The organism is Erwinia psidii (genome assembly GCF_003846135.1).
In the GTDB taxonomy this organism is placed as follows: domain Bacteria; phylum Pseudomonadota; class Gammaproteobacteria; order Enterobacterales; family Enterobacteriaceae; genus Erwinia; species Erwinia psidii.
This window is the reverse complement of record NZ_RHHM01000007.1, coordinates 246,324-268,284: the sequence shown is the minus strand read 5'-3', so window position 1 is coordinate 268,284 and position 21,961 is coordinate 246,324. Positions and strand designations below refer to the sequence as shown.

Annotated in this window: 19 protein-coding genes; 11 read left to right on the top strand and 8 right to left on the bottom strand. The window is 55.3% G+C overall.

The annotated features are described in order from the left end of the window. Window positions 1-598: 598 nt before the first annotated feature. Complete coding sequence (locus tag EB241_RS11080) at window positions 599-1,591, top strand: ADP-ribosyltransferase (protein WP_124233231.1); 993 nt, start codon at window positions 599-601, stop codon at window positions 1,589-1,591. A 902-nt stretch (window positions 1,592-2,493) separates the two neighbouring features. Here EB241_RS11080 and EB241_RS11075 read toward each other — a convergent pair. From EB241_RS11075 to macA, 3 genes are read right to left on the bottom strand one after another with little or no spacing between them, the layout of a single operon-like run. After that, on the bottom strand, window positions 2,494-3,888 hold the full coding sequence (locus tag EB241_RS11075; RefSeq protein WP_124233230.1) for a TolC family protein: 1,395 nt from the start codon (window positions 3,886-3,888) through the stop codon (window positions 2,494-2,496). Further along, window positions 3,885-5,849: an ABC transporter permease gene (locus EB241_RS11070; protein ID WP_124233229.1), complete on the bottom strand. Its 1,965-nt coding sequence runs from the start codon at window positions 5,847-5,849 to the stop codon at window positions 3,885-3,887. The genes EB241_RS11075 and EB241_RS11070 overlap by 4 nt, the downstream gene beginning before the upstream one ends. After that, window positions 5,846-6,964 carry a macrolide transporter subunit MacA gene (gene macA / locus EB241_RS11065; protein WP_124233228.1) on the bottom strand — a complete coding sequence of 373 codons (1,119 nt, stop codon included), beginning with the start codon at window positions 6,962-6,964 and terminating at the stop codon, window positions 5,846-5,848. Before macA ends, EB241_RS11070 begins: the two co-directional genes overlap by 4 nt. A gap of 932 nt (window positions 6,965-7,896) precedes the next feature. Here macA and EB241_RS11060 point away from each other — a divergent pair. From EB241_RS11060 to modC, 5 genes are all read left to right on the top strand, one after another. Beyond that, a complete protein-coding gene (locus tag EB241_RS11060; protein ID WP_124233227.1) occupies window positions 7,897-8,211 on the top strand; it encodes a hypothetical protein in 315 nt (104 codons plus the stop codon). Between the two features lie 960 nt (window positions 8,212-9,171). Next, on the top strand, window positions 9,172-9,327 hold the full coding sequence (locus EB241_RS11055) for an AcrZ family multidrug efflux pump-associated protein (RefSeq protein WP_124233226.1): 156 nt from the start codon (window positions 9,172-9,174) through the stop codon (window positions 9,325-9,327). Window positions 9,328-9,474: 147 nt separating this feature from the next. Next, entirely contained in the window at window positions 9,475-10,248 is a 774-nt protein-coding gene (modA, locus tag EB241_RS11050) for a molybdate ABC transporter substrate-binding protein (protein ID WP_124233225.1), read from the top strand. Further along, window positions 10,245-10,940, top strand: coding sequence for a molybdate ABC transporter permease subunit (gene modB, locus EB241_RS11045; RefSeq protein WP_124233224.1), 696 nt, complete (start codon window positions 10,245-10,247; stop codon window positions 10,938-10,940). The genes modA and modB overlap by 4 nt, the downstream gene beginning before the upstream one ends. Then, complete coding sequence (gene modC / locus EB241_RS11040) at window positions 10,934-11,992, top strand: molybdenum ABC transporter ATP-binding protein ModC (RefSeq protein WP_124233223.1); 1,059 nt, start codon at window positions 10,934-10,936, stop codon at window positions 11,990-11,992. Before modB ends, modC begins: the two co-directional genes overlap by 7 nt. A 5-nt stretch (window positions 11,993-11,997) precedes the next feature. On the opposite strand, the gene EB241_RS11035 is transcribed toward modC, so the two are convergent. After that, window positions 11,998-12,816 (bottom strand): pyridoxal phosphatase, encoded by an 819-nt coding sequence (locus tag EB241_RS11035; RefSeq protein ID WP_124233222.1) that lies wholly within the window; start codon window positions 12,814-12,816, stop codon window positions 11,998-12,000. A 144-nt stretch (window positions 12,817-12,960) separates the two neighbouring features. Between EB241_RS11035 and pgl the strand changes: the two genes are divergently transcribed. Next, entirely contained in the window at window positions 12,961-13,956 is a 996-nt protein-coding gene (gene pgl, locus EB241_RS11030) for a 6-phosphogluconolactonase (RefSeq protein ID WP_124233221.1), read from the top strand. A gap of 80 nt (window positions 13,957-14,036) precedes the next feature. On the opposite strand, the gene EB241_RS11025 is transcribed toward pgl, so the two are convergent. The 4 genes from EB241_RS11025 to bioA form a co-directional block, all read right to left on the bottom strand. After that, window positions 14,037-14,513: a kinase inhibitor gene (locus EB241_RS11025; protein ID WP_124233220.1), complete on the bottom strand. Its 477-nt coding sequence runs from the start codon at window positions 14,511-14,513 to the stop codon at window positions 14,037-14,039. A gap of 15 nt (window positions 14,514-14,528) precedes the next feature. After that, window positions 14,529-15,209, bottom strand: coding sequence for a type 1 glutamine amidotransferase domain-containing protein (locus EB241_RS11020; protein WP_124233219.1), 681 nt, complete (start codon window positions 15,207-15,209; stop codon window positions 14,529-14,531). 10 nt (window positions 15,210-15,219) lie between these two features. After that, window positions 15,220-16,263 carry an NADP-dependent oxidoreductase gene (locus EB241_RS11015; protein WP_124233218.1) on the bottom strand — a complete coding sequence of 348 codons (1,044 nt, stop codon included), beginning with the start codon at window positions 16,261-16,263 and terminating at the stop codon, window positions 15,220-15,222. Between the two features lie 646 nt (window positions 16,264-16,909). Continuing rightward, complete coding sequence (gene bioA, locus EB241_RS11010; protein ID WP_124233217.1) at window positions 16,910-18,196, bottom strand: adenosylmethionine--8-amino-7-oxononanoate transaminase; 1,287 nt, start codon at window positions 18,194-18,196, stop codon at window positions 16,910-16,912. Window positions 18,197-18,284: 88 nt separating this feature from the next. Here bioA and bioB point away from each other — a divergent pair, with 88 nt between their 5' ends. From bioB to bioD, 4 genes are read left to right on the top strand one after another with little or no spacing between them, the layout of a single operon-like run. After that, window positions 18,285-19,316 (top strand): biotin synthase BioB, encoded by a 1,032-nt coding sequence (bioB, locus tag EB241_RS11005; protein WP_124233216.1) that lies wholly within the window; start codon window positions 18,285-18,287, stop codon window positions 19,314-19,316. Then, a complete protein-coding gene (bioF, locus tag EB241_RS11000; RefSeq protein WP_124233215.1) occupies window positions 19,317-20,471 on the top strand; it encodes an 8-amino-7-oxononanoate synthase in 1,155 nt (384 codons plus the stop codon). After that, complete coding sequence (bioC, locus tag EB241_RS10995; RefSeq protein ID WP_124233214.1) at window positions 20,455-21,213, top strand: malonyl-ACP O-methyltransferase BioC; 759 nt, start codon at window positions 20,455-20,457, stop codon at window positions 21,211-21,213. Before bioF ends, bioC begins: the two co-directional genes overlap by 17 nt. Next, window positions 21,206-21,880, top strand: a complete 675-nt coding sequence (gene bioD, locus EB241_RS10990) for a dethiobiotin synthase (RefSeq protein WP_124233213.1) — start codon at window positions 21,206-21,208, stop codon at window positions 21,878-21,880. The genes bioC and bioD overlap by 8 nt, the downstream gene beginning before the upstream one ends. Window positions 21,881-21,961 lie beyond the last annotated feature (81 nt).

The window sequence follows — 21,961 nt, the reverse complement described above, 5'->3', positions numbered from 1 at the left end:
CATGGCACTAATGAGGACAGAGAGTACGGATGTTCATCGGGGCTCACGAAGCCGGATATATGTGTGTGGCTACTTTGTCAGAAAGAGACCTGCCGGTGCTTGCATCGGAGAGGTGTCCATATAAGTTATTTAGCGGACACTTTCACATAATCATAAGGAATGAATATGCGGATCCCGGAACAAATTATTCTGTCAGCCCTGCAAAAAGGGCGTGTGTAACAATCAGCACCGTCAGCGGTGCGTCGAATACCCAATGGGTATACACTGTCATCACCAGATTACAATATAACGTCCTTTATTTTACATAGTAGTAAATTACCTGCATTTTATGATGGTTACAGATATCAGGATGCATATGGATAACCTGCATAATAAAACTGAATGGGCGTTCTCCGGTTGTTGGAGCCTGGGCAAGCGACCCAATTGTCCGGCATGACGATCCTGTTTTCCTTTGTTTCAAAGAATGTAGTCTCCAAAAAAAACTGAGCGTTTCACTATCCTTTCATACAAAAAAAGCTTTTTTTGTATGAAATCAAGGAGAGGTCTTTATAAAATAGCCAATATATTTATCTTAACATTTCTTTAAAAGGTAAAATCGATGATTAGTTTAGAAAACTCCTCCCTGGCTCTTTACATAAAATCGCGTATATTTAAGAGTACTGAATCAGCAGTTGAATTAGCTAAAAAAAATCACTCACCTACTGATATTAAATTTGCAATGAAGTTATTGCAAATAAAAAACTCATCAAACAACCCTAAGTTAAATCACATTGTTAAGTATGAAAAAAACGAAATGAAACGTTCGGAAAAATATGATATTTTTTTGGGAAAAATCTCCAAAATATCGAATCTGGTTAATTCTGCAGAACTGAGTGATATCGAAAAAAAATATAACTCATCATCCGTGCATAGTGTTGAATTCATCTCAAAAGAATCAATGAAACTAAGCAATGACTTAATTGAACATTTCGGGTTGGAGGCTGAGCAATATCTCTCAGTCCCACTGGTTGGTGTTCCAGACGGAGAGAAGTTAGCTATGGGGCTTTATACTAATGGGAGTTATGTCGGATTAAATAAGGCACTCAGAAATAACGAAGAGATGAATAAGGGGGATTCATTGATTCATAGCGGTATGTCTTCTTATTTTGATATGCATACCAATAATAAACTGATTAAAACTTTTCGGGGTACAGATTCACGCGATGCTTTTTCAGATATTTCAGAGAACAGTTCAGGCCATGATGCCGGCTATCTTTCCACCTCTAAAAAATTAGACGTGGCAACATTATTTAGTAAAGGTGATGATTTTCCCGCTAAAAATTCTGACAGGAATATCTCGATAGTTTTTGGGAATTCAGGGTTGGATGTTAGTGAGTTATCAATTGAAGGTGAAGATGAAGATGAAATCCTGTACAAAAGCAATACTGAAATGGATGTGTTATTTGCAGAAGTGGATAAACATGGTGTTAATAAACGAGTTCTGCATGAATCTTCTTTGCCTTCTGTCACAGGAAAACAGGAAAGGTTAATTGCCGCACTTGACCTGGCATCTGCCAAAAAGGCGGGAACTTCAACTAAAATGCCGAAATAACATTGCAAAATTTTGGCGGCTCCCGCTTACAATCTCAGAAATGTGAAATGTCAATCAGGCGGTGAAATATGTATGTGGTTACCTCTGTGAGTGTCTTTACCGGATTCATTTTCAGTGGCGGATCTAATCCAGGTCCTTTTCGGCTTGTCAGGTTCATTACCACCTGGTTATCCAGCCGCTTATGCGGTATGACGCACGCAATTTTCAGCGCCGCTATCAGGCCTTTACCCTGAAATAGAGTCAAGGTGTGAAATCGTTCCCTTAAGCGTTGAACCACGATATTTCCTGTTTACAGGTCGGTCCCATTTTACATCGACCATCCTGAGCGGGGTGTCCTCGTTGACCAGGACGCGCACGGGCAGTCCCGCCGGGCTCAGTCCCGCGCCATCTGCAGGATATCCCTTCCAAAACCTTCCTGACGCCCTTACGCTGCTCAGGCTGCAGACAGGAGCAGCGATCGGGACGCACCACGAAGGCAGCATCCGTGGCCTCGTAATCCCGACCGTTCAGTGTGATGCCGGATCGCTTTACCTCCGTCCGCGCCCGAAGCCAGCATATGCACTGAAGTTTGCTGCTGTCGCTTTTCTTCTGCAGTTAGCGCATGATTTTATTTTGCAGCGCGTTGTCAGACTCACCCTGTCGCTCAGCAGTCATTTCGCCTCACTTAAAATAAGAGGTCATGCCATAACGGTAAATAATAAGCGGGTTGAAATATCAGCACCTGAGCGATGTTGGTATCGAATACTTCAGAAAAACCAACCATGATGCCGCAGACTCTGGAGCCGCCATCACCCTGTCTTATCTCGCCTGCCTTGATGAGAGCAATGCCAGTCGACAGTCCGGCAATATGAATACTCGCTCACTTCAACCGGGGGGCATGCACGTCGCCCTCCGGGGGCGTGTCACTCCGCGGTGTAATCCCCGCCCAGTGCCACATACAGTGCCGCGGCGTTGCTACGTCGCTGGAGGTTATTCTGCATCAGACTCAACTCTGTCTGCTGACGTGCCGTCTGAGCGTCAAGCAGGGGTTGTATGTCCGTCGCGCCAGCCAGCCAGCGGGCCTGTGACAGCCGTTCTGATTCCTGTGCCTGCGTCAGCTGAAGCCGCAGCCAGCCGGCCTGCTCGTCCAGGTGCGTCCGGTCCGACAGGGCGTTCTCCACCTGTTGCAGGGCGGCGTACAGCGTCTGACGGAACTGCACGGCTGCGATCTGTGCGTTCACCCCGGCCGCTTCATTACTCAGCCGTGCGGTGCGGAACTGGATAAACGGCAAACTCAGTGAGAGTGCCAGTGAACCGACCGGGTTGCTCAGATAGTTGGTCAGGGTTTGACTGGCGGTACCGACGCTGCCCGTCAGGCTGAACGCCGGATAAAAGCTCAGCCGGGTGGCATCCGCCCGCGCCACACTGCTTCGAACCCGCAGCTCCGCGGCCCGTACATCCGGCCGACGGGCAAGCAGGCTCACCGGCAGACCGGCGGCTGGCAGCGGAAGGGGCGTATCCGGGACGGCCTGTAGCTCTGGCAGGTGGGTTTCAGGCGTGTCGCCCGTCAGCTGTGTCAGCGTGGTCCGCGCCGCCGCCAGCTGTTGCTCCGTCTGCGACAACGTTCCCTGTGCTTCAGACACGCGCTGGCGTGCCAGCAGCACATCCGCCATGTCAGTGGCACCGGCCTGATGGCGCACCTCAGCCAGGTGCAGGGTTTCACGAGCTACCTCAAGATTGTGGAGATTGTCAGTGCGCACCCGGTTGAGTAGTCCCGTCTGCCAGTGAGCCTGTGCCACGGCAGCAAGCAGCGTCAGTCTCGCCGCGCGCCAGTCGGCTTCCCCGGCCTGTGCATCCAGCGCGGCAGCCTCCGCAGAGGCCCCGTACTGCCCCCAGATATCGGGCTGCCAGATAAGTGAGGCGCTGGCACCCGCCGAACGGCTGATTGCCGGATCGATGCCGTTTTCCGTGGTCAGCGGTCGGGAGGTGCCGGCGGTGGCACTCAGGGCGGCATCCGGTGACAGGTTGAGGCGTGAGAGATCCGCCTGGATGCGGTACAGCTTCAGGCTCAGTGCGCTCAGCTTCAGGCTGTTGTTCTGTCGCAGCGCCCTTGCCTGCAGGGTCATCAGGTCCGGCTCATTAAAGGCTGACCAGAATTCCCTGTACCCCGGTGTGGCGGCCTGGGGGCTGGTAAGCCAGCGTTCCGGCACCTGCGGCGGTGGCGGTGGCGTATCACGTAGCAGGCTGCATCCTCCACAGAGCATCACCGCCAGCAGAAGCGCACCGCCCGCAAGGGCGAAGTGGCGGTGTATTTTCATTCGCGTACCAGCGCCTCCGCCGGGTTAAGGCCCGCCGCCTGTCGGGCGGGAAGCCAGCCTGACAGCAGTCCGGTCAGCATTGCACAACCGGTGGCTGTCAGCAGCGCCTGTAGAGAAAAGACCATCCGCCACGGCTTAATCAGCACCGACAGCAGCAGGCCGCCGCTAACCGACAGCAGGATACCCGCTGCTGCACCGGCGAGGCACAGCATTACCGCCTCAGCCAGAAACTGATACTGAATATCACGCCGCCGGGCGCCAACGGCCATACGGATCCCGGTCTCGCGTGTGCGCTCGGTGACGGAAACCAGCATGATGTTCATCACGCCAATACCTCCGACCAGCAGGGAGACAAGGGCAATGGCCAGCAGAAAGAGCGTCAGGGCTGAACTGACCGTGCCCAGCGAACGCAGAAAATCCTCGCTGTTGCGCATCCAGACATCCTGTCTGCCATGTAACCGGGTCAGCACCGTTGTCAGGGCCTGCGTCGCCTGAGAAGGCGACACGCCGTCCGCCACCGAGATGGACACCGAATCAAACCACGACTGCCCCTGAAGACGGTACAGGGCTGTGCTCCAGGGTAGCCACAGTGGCAGGCTGTTACCCGCCTGGTTGGACGGTGTGCGCACCACCCCCACCACCTCGCAGGGCAGAGTTCCCACCAGAATGACCTGTCCCAGCGGGCTGACTCCGGGCGAAAACAGGCGGTCCCGCAGGCTTTCATCAATCACGACCACGCCCTGTCGCCGGATAATGTCCACTGGCAACAGGCTTCGTCCGGCGATGATCGTCAGATTGCTGACCTGTAAAAAATCAGAACTTACGCCGCTGACCATACCCTGTGCGTCAGTCTGCTGCCAGCGGAGGCGCAGGTTCAGACTGAGCGTGGGCGACAGTGCGCTTACCGCCGGTTGTGCGGCCAGTACCGACAGTTCCCGTGGCGTGAGGGAATGCAGGCTCCCCGCCCGGTCATCTCCCGGGCCTGCGCCGGGATACAGAGTGATGATATTCCCTCCCAGTGATTTCATATTGTCCAGCACGTAGCGCCGGGTGCCTTCGCCGGCGGCATTGAGGGACACCACCGAGATAATGCCGATCATGATGCCAAGCAGCGTCAGAGCGGAGCGCAGTCGCCGGGCGCTGAGTGAGCGCCATGCACCACGCATCAGGCCAGACAGATCCTGAAGGCGGCCTCGCCAGCCTGACACCGCCTTCGCAGACCGGTTGACCCGCGAGGGTGAGGGGGCAACTGGCGTGGTCTGCGTATCGGATACCAGCCGGCCATCCGACAGGGTGATGACCCGCCGGGCGCAGGCGGCCACCAGGGGATCGTGGGTGATAATGATAATCGTGTGGCCGTCACGGTTCAGCGCCTGCAACAGGCTGATTACCTCCTGTCCGGTAGTGTGGTCCAGTGCGCCGGTCGGTTCATCGGCGAGAATAATGTCACCACCGTTCATCAGCGCCCGGGCTATGCTGACGCGCTGTTGTTGTCCGCCGGACAACCGGGTAACGGCGCGTGGGCCGCTCCCCTCCAGCCCCAGCGAGGCCAGCAGCCGCTGCGAGCGTGCCCTCCGCTGTTCGGGCGGCGTTCCGGCATACAGCGCCGGAAGCTCGACGTTCTCCTCAACTGGCAGGGTGGGGATCAGATGGTAGCGCTGAAAGACAAAACCAAACCGATCCCGGCGAAGTGCGGCCTGCGCATCCGGCGTTAACCGGCTTGCCTCGCAGCCGTTCACGCGATAACTGCCGGTATCCGGTACATCGAGGCAGCCCAGAATATTCATCAGTGTTGACTTCCCGGAGCCGGAGGGACCGACGATGGCCACCATTTCTCCCGCGTGAATGGTCAGGCTGATATCCGTCAGCGCCCGGACGGTTTCGCGCCCGGTGGTAAAGTGCCGCCCGACACCGTGCAGTGAGAGCAGCGGCAGCGGACCCTGCGTGTGCACGTCGGTCATGATTGTCCACCTTCGGGCGCGATCGCGCCGGGTATCACCACCTTCTCGCCCACTTTCAGGCCGCTGAGAATTTCCACATGACTGGCGTCACTGATGCCTGCGGCCACCTCCCGTGTCACCCGACGACCGTCGGGTTGCAGGACGGTCACCTCATAACGATCGCTGCCCCGCGCTCTGTCCAGCGCCGTGAGCGGGAGTATCAGGGCATTTTCCGCCCGTCCGAGGACCAGCGTCACCAGGGCGGTCATGTCAGGTCGAAGGCTTCCCTCGGGGTTGGGAATGTCAAACAGGGCGTGAAAGAACCAGGCGTCGTTGATTTTTTCCGGTGAAGGTTCCACGGTTCTGACCTTGCCACAGCGGGAGCGGGTGTCCGTGCCGAGCGTGGTGAAGCAGGCGGTCTGTCCGGTGCGCACCTCGCTGATATCCGCTTCCGGTATCAGCGCGCGTACGCGCATGGTGCTGAGGTCGGCAATTTGCAAAATAACCGGCACCTGATAAGACGCTACCACGGTCTGCCCCTCCTGGGTGGTAACGGAAAGAACCATACCGTTTACCGGGGCAACTATCCGGGTGTAAGCCAGGTTGGTGTTGGCGTTACTGACGCTGATTTGCTGCTGCTCAATCTGCCCGTCAATTACCGCCAGCTGCGAGCGCTGAACCTGCAGCTCTGCTTCGGCCGATTCGATATCCTGACGGGCAGCTGCCTTTTCGGCATACATTTCCTGGGTGCGTCGCAGGGCCAGGCGGGCGCGTTTCAGTTGTGCCTGGGCAGCCAGCTTCTGCGCCTGCAAACTGTTCAGCCCCACCTGAGCCTCTTTGAGGGTGTTTTCGGACAGGGTGGGATCAATAATGCCAAGCAGTTGCCCCTGCTTAACCGTATCACCGGGGCTGACGTAAAGATTTTTCAGTTGACCTGAGGCCTGAGAGCCGACATCAACCCGGCGCACAGGCTGCAGGATGCCGGACACGGAAAGCACATGTTCAAGATTACCGCGAGCCACCGTTGTGGTGAGGGGCGGCGGGTCAGCCCGATGGGCGTGATACCCCCAGACGGTGAGTGCCACCACGGCCAGAGCCAGTATCAGTAAAAGTCCCATTTTTCGCAGCAGTGTCATTCGGCTTCCTGTCGGTTGCGGATAGCGGTGAGTTTTATCCGCGTCGGGATAATAGCGAATAACAGGTTGACGCGGCAGATGCCGGCGTCACCATCACGGGAGGTCTGATGCCTGTAATATTTATTCTGAGAAGGTTGCAGTCGAACCGTACAAAATCGCATATTAATTATATTTTTTAAGCATATTGAGTGAATTAGAGAAAACGAGGCGCTTTCCGTTATTGTCAGTGATTCTGCGGCTTATGGCCTGCCTGAGTTTGGTGATCCCGGCAGGGACCTCAGCCTGTACTGTTTCGATAATGCTTCGAATTTAAGTTTTTTAAAATCATTCAGTTATGTTGTTAAGTCGGGCCTTGAGCCTATCCCATCAGGCTATTTTATTTGCCAGTTTGTTGATGGGCAGTGCTCAACATCCTCACGTAGTTCGTGTACGCTCCGGTTTTTGCGCGCTGGCCTTGTCCAGACTGCCGGCGACAATGACGCCTGGTGGGATAGGTTCTTATACCTCTTCCCGCCAGGCAGGGCATAATATGCTGCCGGGCGTAGGAATTATTCCTGCCGCGGCGCAATGAAAGTGCCCGGAGCAGGCAAGTCCACCGGCCATTCAACGTTATACCATCCCGATCATATTGCTATTAACACCGGGTTCAGCCAGCATCCCACGCCGTTGATAATAACGGACGGCTTATTTACCGTACCGATGCACAATACGCAGAATAATATTAACGGTGAAATAACCACCGAATACCCCCGTACAGGGCATGCCGTGCTTAATAATCAGGAAATATTATCAGCAATAATGCCTTTTAAACAGCTTCTTATTTTTACTATTAATTGGAATATTCTGATTTTTCCTCACTCGCGAAAATCAATTGTAAGATAGGGGCGGCTCTCCTTATGTTTTCGTATTCATTTAAGAACAAGGTGGATTTTATGCATAAAATATATCTTTATATTCGATCTCGTATTTCATTATTATCAAAAGCATTTCTCTTCTTATTCATTTTCTCAGCGTCAACGACGCCCGGCTGGTGTGATTATCTGGGGCAGGTTACCGTTGACGGCAATGTTCCGCTTAACCCGACTTATCAACAGGTATGGCAGGCGCACTGGGGAGCGGCCTACGACAAATGTAAAACATCCCACAGCAAAACAAAGTCTGTCAACTTAATGGAATGGGTACCCTTTTTCGATCAAAAACCGCACTCCTACCTTAAAATATCGAGTTTGTGGGAGTGCCATTCCTGATTGCGTTGATAATCGTCAGATATTTTGCAGCACCGATAGCAGGTAGCTGAATGTTACCAACATCCTGTGAGCTGGCGTCCGGCAGATATATTTATGGCCATGCCATTGTTGCCAGAGTGTATACGCCTGCGGATATCTGAGAATAACGCATTGCCATATCATAAGGAGGCCTTATTGGGCTAAACCGCGCCAACAAAATGAGATAAGCTGGGTATGTTTTCAGCCTTCTTTTGCATGGAATGGTTCTGCCCAATAATTCCCTGTCACCCGGACCAAAAGTAACAGACCCGCCGATCCCCGCGTACCAGCGCGGCGCGGGGAGACCAGCTCATTTCCTGAGGAATATCCCGCAATTCATTGCCGGAAGTGGCGTCGCCTGGCTGAGTATTATGGCGAAAAGCAACAGGTGTGTGTCACGCTGCGTCAGGATGGCGCCTGCCGCCGGGGCGGGAGCTCTTACCCTCTGCACGTCGCTGTACACCATGCAGAATATGACGATCAAAGCCATACTGAACGCTTGCGATGTAACATAAGGTGCTGTGCCGGAGCAGAATATTGTCAGCCGCCATCCTGCGGCGTGGTCCGGTGCAGTGAAACGGTTGCCCTGCATGGAGTACTGAAGGCGCGACGTCTGACCCGGACCGGTAACAGGCGTGCTGAACAGTACCGACCGATCGTTTCCTGTGCCGCGTATTATTGGGCGATGGGGCTGTGTCGCAGCGCGGTTGGTCATCATGCCGGACTGCGTTGAGTTCTGTCAGTGGTGCGAAACGATGCCGCCGGAGAGCGACGTGGCTTGTGTGAGCAGCGCTCACCGTCTGTTGCCTGGCTCTTCACCGTCCAAAACAGTCATTCCCCTGGCGTTCGCTGGCGAAAATTACGAAAAACGCACAAAAGGTCAGTGCAGTTTTTTGGGCTGTCGATACAATGACGCTTTTATATCTGGCAGCGGAGACAATCATGCTGGAATTACTGATTGGTCTTGGGGAAGCTATCCTCATGGTTCCCGTGGTGATGGCGATCATTCTGGGACTGATTTACGGACTGGGTGAAGTATTTAACGTTATCTCTAAAATAGGTCATCGTGATGACCAGCCAGCGAAAAACCGCCGGTAACACCATTTCCCTTCACGCCCGGATATGCCGGGCGTTTGTTTTTCCGAACGGCCTCAACTTCCTGCTATTCCTGCCGATAATTCCGGTGACAGTGTTTTTTGTCTCGTTACAGTATCAGGCAGATAACGACACCTAATGGAGAACACCATGTCTTTGAAGTTAAGCCATTTCTTTGTTGGTGCTGCGCTCAGTGCCGGTGTGGCTACACATGCCCTTGCGGCAGATAACATCACCGTTTTTGCGGCAGCGTCTTTGACCAATGCGATGGAAGATATCGCGGTTCAGTATCAGAAAGGCAAAGCAGTGAAGGTGGTAACCTCTTTTGCTTCTTCCTCAACGCTGGCCCGTCAGATCGAACAGGGCGCGCCTGCCGATCTGTTTATCTCTGCCGACCAACAGTGGATGGACTACGCAGCGCAAAAAAAGAGTATCGATACCTCCAGCCGGGTTACCTTGCTGGGTAACGATCTGGTGCTGGTGGCCCCGGCGATAAGTCAGCCGCAGAAGGTGACCCTCTCTGCCTCCACCGACTGGAAAAGCCTGCTGAAAGGCCAGCGTTTGTCGGTGGGTGACCCGGATCATGTTCCCGCCGGGATCTATGCCAAAGAGGCATTGCAACAGCTGGGGGCCTGGTCTGAGCTGGAACCTGAACTGGCGCGGGGCAACAGCGTGCGTGCCGCGCTGGCGCTGGTTGAACGTAATGAAACACCTTACGGTATCGTCTATGGATCTGATGCGGTAGCCAGTGAAAAAGTTACCGTAGTGGGGGTGTTTCCTGAAAACAGCCATAAGCCGGTGGAATACCCGATGGCGATGACGGGTGAGCATCACTCTGCCGCCGTGTCAGACTTTTATCAGTATCTGAAAGGCCCACAGGCTGCCGCCGTGTTCAAACGCTATGGATTTACACCTAAATCATGATCCTTACTGACCCCGAATGGCAGGCTGTTGCCCTCAGTCTCAAGGTTTCCGGCGTGGCGGTGCTGTGCAGTCTGCCGGTCGGGATCGCGATGGCGTGGCTGCTGGTGCGCTGCCGTTTTCCCGGCAAAACCCTGCTTGACAGCCTGGTTCACCTGCCGCTGGTGCTGCCGCCGGTAGTGGTGGGATATCTGCTGCTGCTGGGGTTTGGGCGTCGTGGTCTGATTGGTGAATATCTGTATAACTGGTTTGGCTTTACCTTTGCATTCAGCTGGCGTGGAGCGGCGTTGGCCTCTGCAGTGATCGCTTTTCCGCTGATGGTCAGGGCGATCCGTCTGGCACTGGAAGGGGTCGATGGCAGAATCGAACTGGCCGCCCGCACGCTGGGGGCTGGCCGCTGGCGGGTGTTTTTTACCATCACGCTGCCGCTGATGCTGCCGGGAATTATTGCAGGAATGGTGCTGGCCTTTGCCCGTTCGCTGGGAGAGTTTGGTGCCACAATCACCTTTGTGTCCAATATTCCCGGCGAAACCCGCACCCTGCCTTCCGCCATGTACACCTTAATTGAAACGCCGGGAGCAGAAAACGCTGCGGCACGGCTTTGTGTGATTGCGATTATGCTGGCGCTGGTGTCGCTGTGGGCGTCGGAATGGCTGGCCCGCTGGGGCCGTAAGCGACTGGGGGGCGGATGCTAGCGTTAAATTTCACCCAGCGTCTTGGGGATCACCTGCTTAAAATTAATGCCCAGCTACCGTCGAAGGGGATTACCGCTATTTTTGGCGTCTCCGGCGCGGGAAAAACCTCGCTGATTAACGCCATCGGCGGTTTATCGCAGCCGCAGGAAGGGCGTATTGTGCTGAATGGCAGAGTGCTCAGCGATGCTGAGAACGGGGTGTATCTGCCGCCGGAAAAACGGCGTGCGGGCTATGTTTTCCAGGACGCCAGGCTGTTTCCCCACTACCGGGTGCGCGGTAATCTTGCCTACGGTATGACGAGGAGTATGCGGTCACAGTTTGATCCGCTGGTCAGGCTGCTGGGGATTGAACATCTGCTGGATCGTTTTCCTGCCTCACTGTCCGGTGGTGAAAAACATCGGGTCGCCATTGGTCGGGCGCTGCTGACCGCACCAGAAATTTTGCTGATGGATGAACCGCTGGCGTCGCTGGATCTGTTGCGCAAACGGGAGCTGTTACCCTATCTGCAATCGCTGGCGAAACAGGTAGAGATCCCCATTCTCTATGTCAGCCACAGTCTGGATGAAATTGTACATCTGGCGGATAATGTCCTGCTGCTGGACAATGGCGAGGTAAAAGCGCTGGATACGCTGGAGAAAGTCTGGGCCAGTAGCGCGATGCGGCCCTGGTTACCGTATGCAGATTTGAGCAGCGTACTGCGCGTGCAGGTGCTGGAGCAGCATCCGCACTATGCGATGACCGCACTTTCGCTGGGCGATCAGCATATCTGGGTCAGTCGGGTGGATGCACCGCTGAAAACGCCGATGCGCATCCGTATTCAGTCCGCCGATGTTTCGCTGGTGCTGCAACCGCCTGCCAACAGTAGCATTCGTAATGTTATTCCGGCACAGGTCGCTGAACTGGTGGAAGTTGGCCAGCAGATTGAGGTCAAACTGCTGGTGGGATTAAGCGAAATCTGGGCGAGGATCACCCCGTGGGCGAAAGATGAACTGATGATCAAACCGGGAATGTGGCTCTATGCACAGATCAAAAGCGTGGCCATCACCCCCTGACGGGTTCACAGTATTTCGCGGCAGATGGTTTCTGCGATACCCGGCTGCAGATTAGTGCCGATAACCCGGCCCGCCCGGGCTTTAATCGCCTCGTCGGCGTTACCCATCGCCACACCAAGCCCTGCCGTTTCCAGCATACTCAGGTCGTTATAGTTATCGCCAAAAGCCAGCACGTCGCTCATCTGCAACCCTTCTGCTGCCACCCACTCAGCCAGACGTTTTCCTTTGCTGTTACCGGCGTTGGCAATATCCACCTGATCGTGCCATGACCATTCGCAGGCCAGTCCCAGCGTTTTTTCCACCTCATTAACGCAGTGTTGCAGGGCAACGGTATCCGGGTGGGACAGGGCAAATTTCCAGATATTGTCAGCCTGCTCAGCCGCGTTTGCCAGGCTGTCCACCCTGACGAACACCGGGCGCTGATGTTCAGGTAGCCCCTGGCCCCATTGAATGGTGCGACTGACATGGCCGGTTTCGGTCTGCCAGAGCATGGCATTATCCACATACAGCAGTCCGTCGATACCCGCTTTATCCAGTAGCGTAATGACCTGCTGCGCCTGCGGTTTTGGCAGCGGATCGGATTTCAGGACGTTTTTTGCATGATAATCATACAAATAGGTGCCATTACAGCAGATTGCAGGTGTATCCAGCGCCAGTGCCTGATAAAAAGGATGGATAGCAACATGATGGCGACCCGTGACGATAATCACTTTTACACCCGCCTCGCGGGCCTTTTGCAGCGCGACCAGCGACTCAGGAAGAATGGTTTTGGCGGGGGTAAGCAGGGTGCCATCGAGGTCCAAAGCAATAATGCGATAACTCATAAACGGTTCCGAAATTGACTGAACAGAAAGGGTTGAGTGTACACCTGCGGGCGGCCCAACAAAACCGCCGCAACAATCCCTCCACGCGACGGGGAAAAACACGCTACCCTTTGCGGCAAAGCAAATCCCGAAAAAGGAGTACTGATGAAACAGGTCGTTTATACCGCCAGCCCGGAAAGCCAGCAGATCCACGTTTGGCAGCTTGACCATGAAGGCGCGCTGACGCTGTTACAGGTGGTGGATGCGCCGGGGCAGGTACAGCCGATGGTGGTCAGCCCGGACAAACGTTTTCTCTATGTTGGCGTGCGCCCGGAATTTCGCATTGTCGCCTTCAGGATCGATGATCAAGGCAAGCTGCAGGAAGCCGGTCATGCGGCGTTGCCGGGGAGTCCGACCCATATTTCCCTCGACCGTCAGGGGCGCTTTATCTTTGTCGGCTCTTATAACGATGCCTGCGTCAGTGTTTCTCCGGTCAACGCCGACGGCCTGCCGGGTGAGCCACTACAGGTAATCAGCGGGCTGGAAGGCTGCCATTCGGCGAATATCGATGTTGATAACAACATTCTGTTTGTGCCCGCGCTGAAACAGGATCGCATTTGTCTGTTTGATTTGCAGGAGAACGGCACACTGCAACCGCGCCCGCAGTCGCAGGTGACCACCGCCGCGGGCGCGGGTCCCCGTCATATGGTGTTTCATCCCGGCAAAGCGTTCGCCTACTGTGTCAATGAACTGGACAGCAGCGTGGATGTCTGGCAGCTGAACAACGGGAACGGTGAGGTGGTGCGGGTGCAGAGCCTTGATATGATGCCCGCCGGCTTCAGCGGCACCCGCTGGGCGGCAGATATTCATCTGACGCCGGATGGTCGCCATCTCTACAGCTGCGACCGGACTGCCAGTCTGATAACGGTGTTCAACGTGAGCGACGACGGTGGTCAACTGACGGTAGCAGGGCATCAGCCTACGGAAACCCAGCCGCGCGGGTTTAACATTGACCACAGCGGCAACTATCTGGTGGCTGCCGGGCAGAAGTCACATCATATTGAAGTCAGTAAAATCAGCGCGGCGCAGGGATTACTGCAACCGCTGGCGCGCTATGCCGTTGGCCAGGGGCCAATGTGGGTGACCATCGCGGCAATCTGATGCTTAAGCGACATCCTGGTCGTGGATAACAGGCAGAAAAAAGGGGCGATATTCGCCCCTTTGTGCCGGTAAGGTGATGCTCAGCTATAGATTGCCGTCACTGACGCGCTGCCCAGCTGATGAAAATGAATATTAAAACCGAGGTAAGCGCCGCTGGCGTTTTCATCCACGTCGAGCTTTTCCACGTCGAGGGCATACACCGTAAAGATGTAGCGGTGGCTTTCTCCTTTGGGCGGTGCTGCGCCACCGTAGCCCGCCTTACCAAAATCCGTGCGGGTCTGTACCGTGCCGGAAGGCAGTTCAGCCACGCCGGAACCGGCTCCCTGTGGCAGTACGCGGGTATCCGCTGCCAGGTTTGCCACACCCCAGTGCCACCAGCCGGAGCCTGTCGGTGCATCGGGGTCGTAGCAGGTTATCGCAAAACTTTTCGTACCGGCCGGAACGTCGTCCCAAATCAGATGCGGAGACAGATTGTCTCCGGTGTAGCCCATGCCGTTAAAAACCTGCCGTTCAGGCAACTTATCGCCATCGTTAAAATCCTGGCTAAACAGTTTCATTCCACCTCCTGGTGTTTATGAGCGTAGCAGTTTTAGCAGCGCTTTAGCTGCGGCGGCGGAGGATGCCGGATTTTGCCCGGTGACCAGCAGCCCGTCGGTGAGGGTGAAAACGCCCCAGTCGACGGTTTTTTCGTAGTGGGCACCCAGTGCAATCAGCGCATCCTCGACCAGAAAAGGTACCACATTTGTCAGTCCAACGGCGCGTTCTTCGCTGTTACTGAAACCGGTGACGTGTTTACCGGCCACCAGCATACTGCCATCGGCATTTTTCACCTGCCGCAGTACGCCTGGAGCGTGGCAGACCGCCCCGACGGGTTTACCGTTGGCACAGAAGTTTTCGATCAGTTCAATGCTGTGCCGATCTTCTGCCAGATCCCACAGCGGACCGTGGCCACCCGGATAAAACACCGCATCAAAGTTGCTGCTGTCGATGGTGGCCAGCCGCTGTGTATTGGCCAGCGCCTGCCGTGCGACCATATCCTGGCGGAAACGTTGCGTCTCTGTTGTTTGCGCATCCGGCTGGTCACTCACCGGATCGAGCGGCGGCTGTCCTCCTGCCGGGGACGCCAGCACAATACTGGCTCCGGCATCACGGAAGACATAATAAGGTGCCGCAAATTCCTCCAACCAGAATCCGGTTTTTTTGCCGGTATCACCCAGTCGATCGTGCGAGGTCAGCACCATTACTATTTTCATTCTGTTTTCCTCATGGCTTATCGCCTGCGACTTTTACCAGCACCTTGCCGAAATTTTTGCCTTCCAACATGCCGATAAAGGTTTCCGGGGCGTTATCCAGCCCTTCAACAATATCCTCACGGAAGATGAAACGATCTTCCGCCACCCACTGGCTCATTTGCCTGAAAAATTCACCGAAGCGATGACCATAGTCCTGATTGATGATAAAGCCCTGCACGCGAAGCCGTTTACGCAGGATAGCGCTTTGAAATTGCGCGAGTTGGTCAGGGGCAGACGATTTTTCTGTACGGTTGTAATCGGCAATCAGACCACAAACCGGGATGCGTCCTCTGGTGTTCATTAACGGCAATACGGCGTTAAAAACCTGACCGCCAACGCTTTCAAAATAGATATCGATACCATCACGACAATAGCGCTTGAGCGATGCCGCCAGATCGGCACTGCGGTGGTCGAGACAGCGATCAAAACCCAGCACGGCTTCGGCATAGCGGCATTTTTCCGCCCCACCGGCAATGCCGACCACGTAACAGCCTTTCAGTTTGGCGATTTGTCCCACTATTGAACCCACCGCCCCCGTCGCGGCAGCCACCACCACAGTTTCACCGGGTTGTGGATTACCAATGTCCAGCAGTCCCATATATGCGGTGAAGCCGGTCATGCCCAACATCCCCAGTGCCCACGAAGGATGTTTCAGCACCGGGCCGCTCAGTTTGAACAGATCTTTGCCATCGGAGAGGGCGAAATCCTGCCAGCCATTCTGGCTGACCACCCAGTCACCCGGCTGGTAATCATCATGGGCGGATTGCTCAACGACAGCTACCGTCCCGGCGCTCATCACCTCGTTAATCTGAACCGGAGCAACATAAGAGGGGGCATCACTCATACGACCACGCATATAGGGGTCCAGTGAAAGCCAGACGGTGCGCAGGAGGATTTGTCCGCTGGCCGGGGCCGGACGGTGTTCTGTTTCCATACGGAAATTGGCACCTGTTGGTGCACCCTGCGGCCGTGACGCCAGTACGATACGGCGGTTAGTCTGTTTATCTTGTGGCATATTTTCCTTCTTATTTCGCAACCAGCTTTTTAAAAGCGTAGTGCATTCGCGGTACTTATGTGCTGTATATTGCGGTAAATCAGGACTGTCTGATAACCCTATTTTTCGGCAGGTGAAAATAACGGGACTGTATTTTTTTGCGGGGGGTGTTGCGTTTCAGGTGAAATACTTTACGGTTTTTGGTCATCAATTATCTGGAATAAAATTGTTTTTTATCAATATATTAAAAGGCATCTGTCGGATGGCGCCTACACAGGAAGGCGCGGGTGGGAGTCACCATAAATACCATTGATAAATAAGCTGGTATAACGGGTTGTACAAAAATGTGGACAGGCCGTTTTTTATTATCTTGTGACAGTGAAAATACGGTTTATTGATTTTCGTGTGCGTTCATTTGGTTAAAGGCAGCATGACTGGCATTTATATTTTTTCAGGTGCCTTAGATCGTAAACCCGGTGTAAATGCGGTTCTGACAAACAGCATGGCGGACGCCGTAATATCAACCGAACGGCAGTTTTTACGCGCTTATTGTTCACAATACCGTTAGCGCCAGGTGCACCCCGGTGCCGCCTGCATCCTCCCGCCGGGCGTGGAATATTGACAAACCGTTCAGCGTCCGGCTGCCACGCTGCGATTTAACGGTGGCTCAGTGGAACAGTGAGGGATCATCCAGCGCGTCGGCAATGGCCTCCACCAGCTTCATCAGTGCTTCTGGCGCAATCAAATAAGGTGGCATCATATAAATCAGTCTGCCAAAGGGGCGCAGCCAGACGCCTCTCCCGACAAAGAATGCCTGGATGCGCGCCATATTTACCGGCCGCTGGGTTTCAATTACCCCGATAGCTCCCAACACGCGTGCATCGGCGACGGCGGCCTTCTGTTTCAGCGGTAGCAGGGCAGAGCGCAACCGCGCCTCAATACCGGCAACCTGCTGCTGCCAGTGGTTTTCCTGCAATATTGCCAGACTTTCACTGGCCACGGCACAGGCCAGCGGATTGGCCATAAACGTTGGGCCATGCATAAAGCAGCCCGCTTCGCCGTTGCTGATGGTGCTGGCCACTTCCCGGGTGGTAAGCGTGGCAGAGAGTGTCATGGTGCCTCCGGTCAGCGCCTTGCCGACACAGAGAATATCAGGGGCAATCCCCGCATGTTCACAGGCAAACAGCCTGCCGGTACGGCCAAATCCGGTGGCGATTTCATCGGCGATCAGCAGCAAACCATGGCGATCACAGAGTTCGCGCACCCGCTGCAAATAGTGAGGATGATAAAAACGCATCCCGCCAGCGCCCTGTACGACAGGCTCGAGGATAACGGCGGCCAGTTCACCGGCGTGCAGTGCTGCCAGGCGGGCGAAATCATCAATGTCGTTCTCCTGCCAGCTGTCACTGAAACGGCACTGCGGTGCAGGGGCAAACAAATGGTCGGGTAGATAGCCCTGATAGAGGCTGTGCATGGCGTTCTGCGGATCGCATACTGACATCGCGGCAAAGGTATCACCGTGGTAGCCGTTACGCAGGGTGAGGAAGCGCTGGCGGCGTTCGCCGCGCGCCTGCCAGTATTGCAGCGCCATTTTCATTGACACTTCCACTGCCACTGACCCCGAATCTGCCAGAAAAACACACTCCAGCCCCGGTGGCGTCATCGCCACCAGCCTGCGGCACAGTGCCACTGCTACCGGATGGGTAATACCCCCGAACATCACATGTGACATCTGTTCAATCTGTGCGCACATCGCCTGATTCAGACGAGGATGGTTGTAGCCATGAATGGCCGACCACCAGGAAGACATACCGTCAACCAGTTCACGCCCGTCGTCCAGAAAGAGTGATGTTCCCCGTGCGGCCACCACCGGATAAACCGGCAGCGGTTTGCTCATTGAAGTGTAGGGGTGCCAGATATGCTCACGGTCAAACGTCAGATCGGAAGGGGTCATAAATGTCTTGTAAACCAATTTCAAAAAAATTAGTTTACAGCGATAACCAGGTAATAACCACAAATGACAGACCTTTTTGGAGCAAGCAATGGCACATCGCTGGACGATCGCGCAGGCACAGACCCTGTTTGATAAGCCTTTTCTCGAACTGCTGTTTGAGGCGCAGCAGGTTCACCGGCAGCATTTCGATCCCCGCCAGGTTCAGGTCAGTACGCTGTTGTCGATCAAAACCGGCGCCTGCCCGGAAGACTGTAAATACTGCCCGCAGAGCGCACGCTACAAAACCGGGCTGGAAACGGAGCGGCTGATGGAAGTGGAAGAGGTGTTGACCTCTGCCCGTAAAGCGAAAGCAGCCGGTTCGGACCGTTTTTGTATGGGGGCGGCGTGGAAAAATCCTCATGAGCGCGATATGCCGTACCTTGAACAGATGGTGAAAGGGGTGAAAGCCATGGGGCTGGAAACCTGTATGACGCTGGGTACGCTAAGTGGTGACCAGGCGGCGCGTCTGGCCAGTGCCGGACTGGATTTTTACAATCATAATCTGGATACCTCGCCGGAATTTTACGGCAACATCATCACCACCCGTAGTTATCAGGAACGCCTCGATACGCTGGGCAAAGTGCGGGATGTCGGAATTAAAGTCTGCTCCGGCGGCATTGTTGGCCTTGGTGAAACGGTTAACGATCGTGCCGGCCTGCTGGTGCAGCTGGCCAATCTGCCCACTCCGCCGGAAAGCGTGCCCATCAATATGCTGGTCAAGGTAAAAGGCACGCCGCTGGCAGATAACGATGACGTCGATCCGTTCGATTTTATCCGCACCATTGCCGTTGCCCGTATTATGATGCCGGCTTCCCATGTCCGCCTTTCCGCAGGTCGTGAGTCGATGAGTGAACAGACCCAGGCGATGTGTTTTATGGCCGGGGCGAACTCCATTTTCTACGGCTGCAAACTGCTGACCACGCCAAACCCGGAAGAAGACAAGGATCTGCAACTGTTCCGTAAACTGGGGCTGAATCCGAAGCAGACCACCACCGGATTTGGTGATAACGAACAGCAACAGGCGCTGGCCAGTCAGCTGATGCAGGGTGATACCGAACTGTTCTACAACGCGGCGTTGTAAATGAGCTGGTCACAACGTATCAGCCTGGCGCTGGAAAATCGCCGGGAGCAGGGGCAGTTTCGCCAGCGCTGTGTCAGTGAACGGGGGGATGCACGCACGCTTGATATTGACGGGCGGCGCTATCTTAATTTTTCCGGCAATGATTACCTTGGTCTGAGCCACGATCCAGACATCATCAACGCCTGGCGGCAGGGCGCGGAGCGATACGGCGTTGGCGCGGGAGGCTCCGGCCATGTCACTGGCTACAGATTGCCACATCAGCAGTTTGAACAGCAGCTGGCGGACTGGCTTGGCTACCCCAGGGCGCTGTTGTTTATTTCCGGCTTTGCCGCCAATCAGGCGGTGATTGCGGCGCTGAACGGAAAAGATGATCGGATCTTCGCCGATAAACTGTCTCACGCCTCACTGCTGGAGGCGTCCGCCCTCAGTCCGGCACTGCTACGACGCTTTACCCATAATCAGCCTGATTCGCTGGCCAGACTGCTTGCCGCTTCACCGCATCAGGGCGAAACCCTGGTGGTGACCGAAGGCGTGTTCAGTATGGACGGTGACAGCGCTCCGCTGGCTGAACTGCACCGGCTTACCCGTCTTCACGGTGGCTGGCTGATGGTGGACGATGCCCACGGTATTGGCACCTGCGGTGAGCAGGGCAAGGGCAGTTGCTGGCAGCAACAGGTTCAGCCGGAGCTGTTAGTGGTCACTTTTGGTAAAGCATTCGGTATCAGCGGGGCGGCGGTACTGTGTGCTAATGACACGGCTGATTATCTGTTGCAGTTTGCCCGCCACCTGATTTACAGCACCGCCATGCCTCCGGCACAGGTTTGCGCCCTGCAAACCGCCTTGTCCCGCATTCAGCAGGGGGATGAACTGCGGCAACGGCTGCGACAGAATATTGCCCTGTTCCGCCACGGAGCGGAGCAGCTGGGACTGACAATACCGCCGTCAACCACGGCCATTCAGCCGCTGATCGTGGGGTCTGAACATCATGCATTACGGATGGCGGCGACGATGCGACAGCAGGGATACTGGTTGACCGCTATCCGGCCGCCCACGGTGCCTCCGGGCACGGCCAGACTACGGATCACCCTGACGGCACGTCACCATGCAGAAGATATTCAGGGCTTACTGGAGGCGTTGTATGCTGCAAACCGTTAATAAACAGGCCATTGCCAGGGCATTTGGTCGGGCGGCATCAGGCTATGACCAGTACGCTGAACTGCAACGCAGAAGCGGTGAACAGCTGGCCAGCTATGCCCGGTGGCGTCAGGGCCGGAAAATTCTTGATGCCGGCTGTGGTACCGGCTGGTTCAGCCAGCGCTGGCGTCGCGCCGGAAATCAGGTGACCGCGCTCGATTTATCAGCAGAGATGTTGTTTCAGGCCAGGTCACAACAGGCTGCCGACCATTACCAGCCGGGGGACATTGAAGCTTTACCCTTCGCTGAACCGCAGTTTGATCTGTGCTGGAGCAACCTTGCCGTGCAATGGTGCAGTGACTTAAGCATGGCCCTGCAGGAATTGCGCCGGGTGACGTTGCCGGGAGGTCAGGTGCTGTTCTCCACGCTTGCAGCCGGCTCGCTCAGTGAGCTGAATACCGCCTGGCAGGTGCTTGATTTAAATGCGCCGGTTAATCGTTTTCTGACGGTTGATGCCATACGTGAGGCGGGGCAATCGCTGGGGGCACAGTTGCATCAGCAAACGCTGACGCTGGCATTCCCGGACCTGCTCAGCACGCTGCGTTCACTGAAGGGAACCGGCGCTACTCATCTGCATCAGGGGCGTGATGGGATGATACTCAGTCGTCGTCACCTGCAACAATTAACGCAGCACTGGCCGCGCGACAGGCGCGGATTTCTGCTCAGTTACCATCTGGTGTATGGAGTAATCGATTGTGACTAAATGCTGGTTTATTACCGGAACAGATACTGAAGTTGGCAAAACCGTGGCAAGTCAGGCACTGCTGCAGGCTGCACGCTCCGCGGGTTTTCGCGCGGTGGGATACAAGCCGGTGGCATCAGGCTGTGAGCTGACGCCGGAAGGTGTTCGTAACAGTGACGCGCTGGCCCTCCAGCGCAACAGTGTACTGTTGTTGCCCTATGAGGATATTAATCCTCTGGCATTTATGGAGCCGACTTCACCCCATATCGCCAGTGAACTGGAGCAGCGGCCCATTCTTTTTTCCCGGCTTTCGGCCGGGCTGGCAGCGTTGAGCCGTCAGGCTGACTGGGTATTAACAGAAGGGGCAGGAGGCTGGTACACACCGCTGTCGGCCAGCACCACCTTTGCTGACTGGGTGGTACAGGAACAACTGCCGGTCGTGCTGGTGGTGGGAATCAAACTTGGCTGCATCAATCATGCGATGCTCACTGCACAGGCAATTCAGACCAGCGGACTGCGGCTGGCAGGATGGATTGCTAATGTGGTACAGCCTGCCGGCAGGCGACACGCTGAATATCTGGCCAGCCTGCAACAGCGGCTGGCGGCACCCATGCTGGGCGAAATTCCGCATCTTTCTGACAGCACGCAGTTTGAGCGACTGGGGCACTTTGTCACGCTCCCGGAATAACCCCGGTAACAACGGTCGGTTCCGTCAGGCTATTTTACCCTGCTCTCCAGGTCAGGGGCAGTGCCTGTCATCCTGACGTAC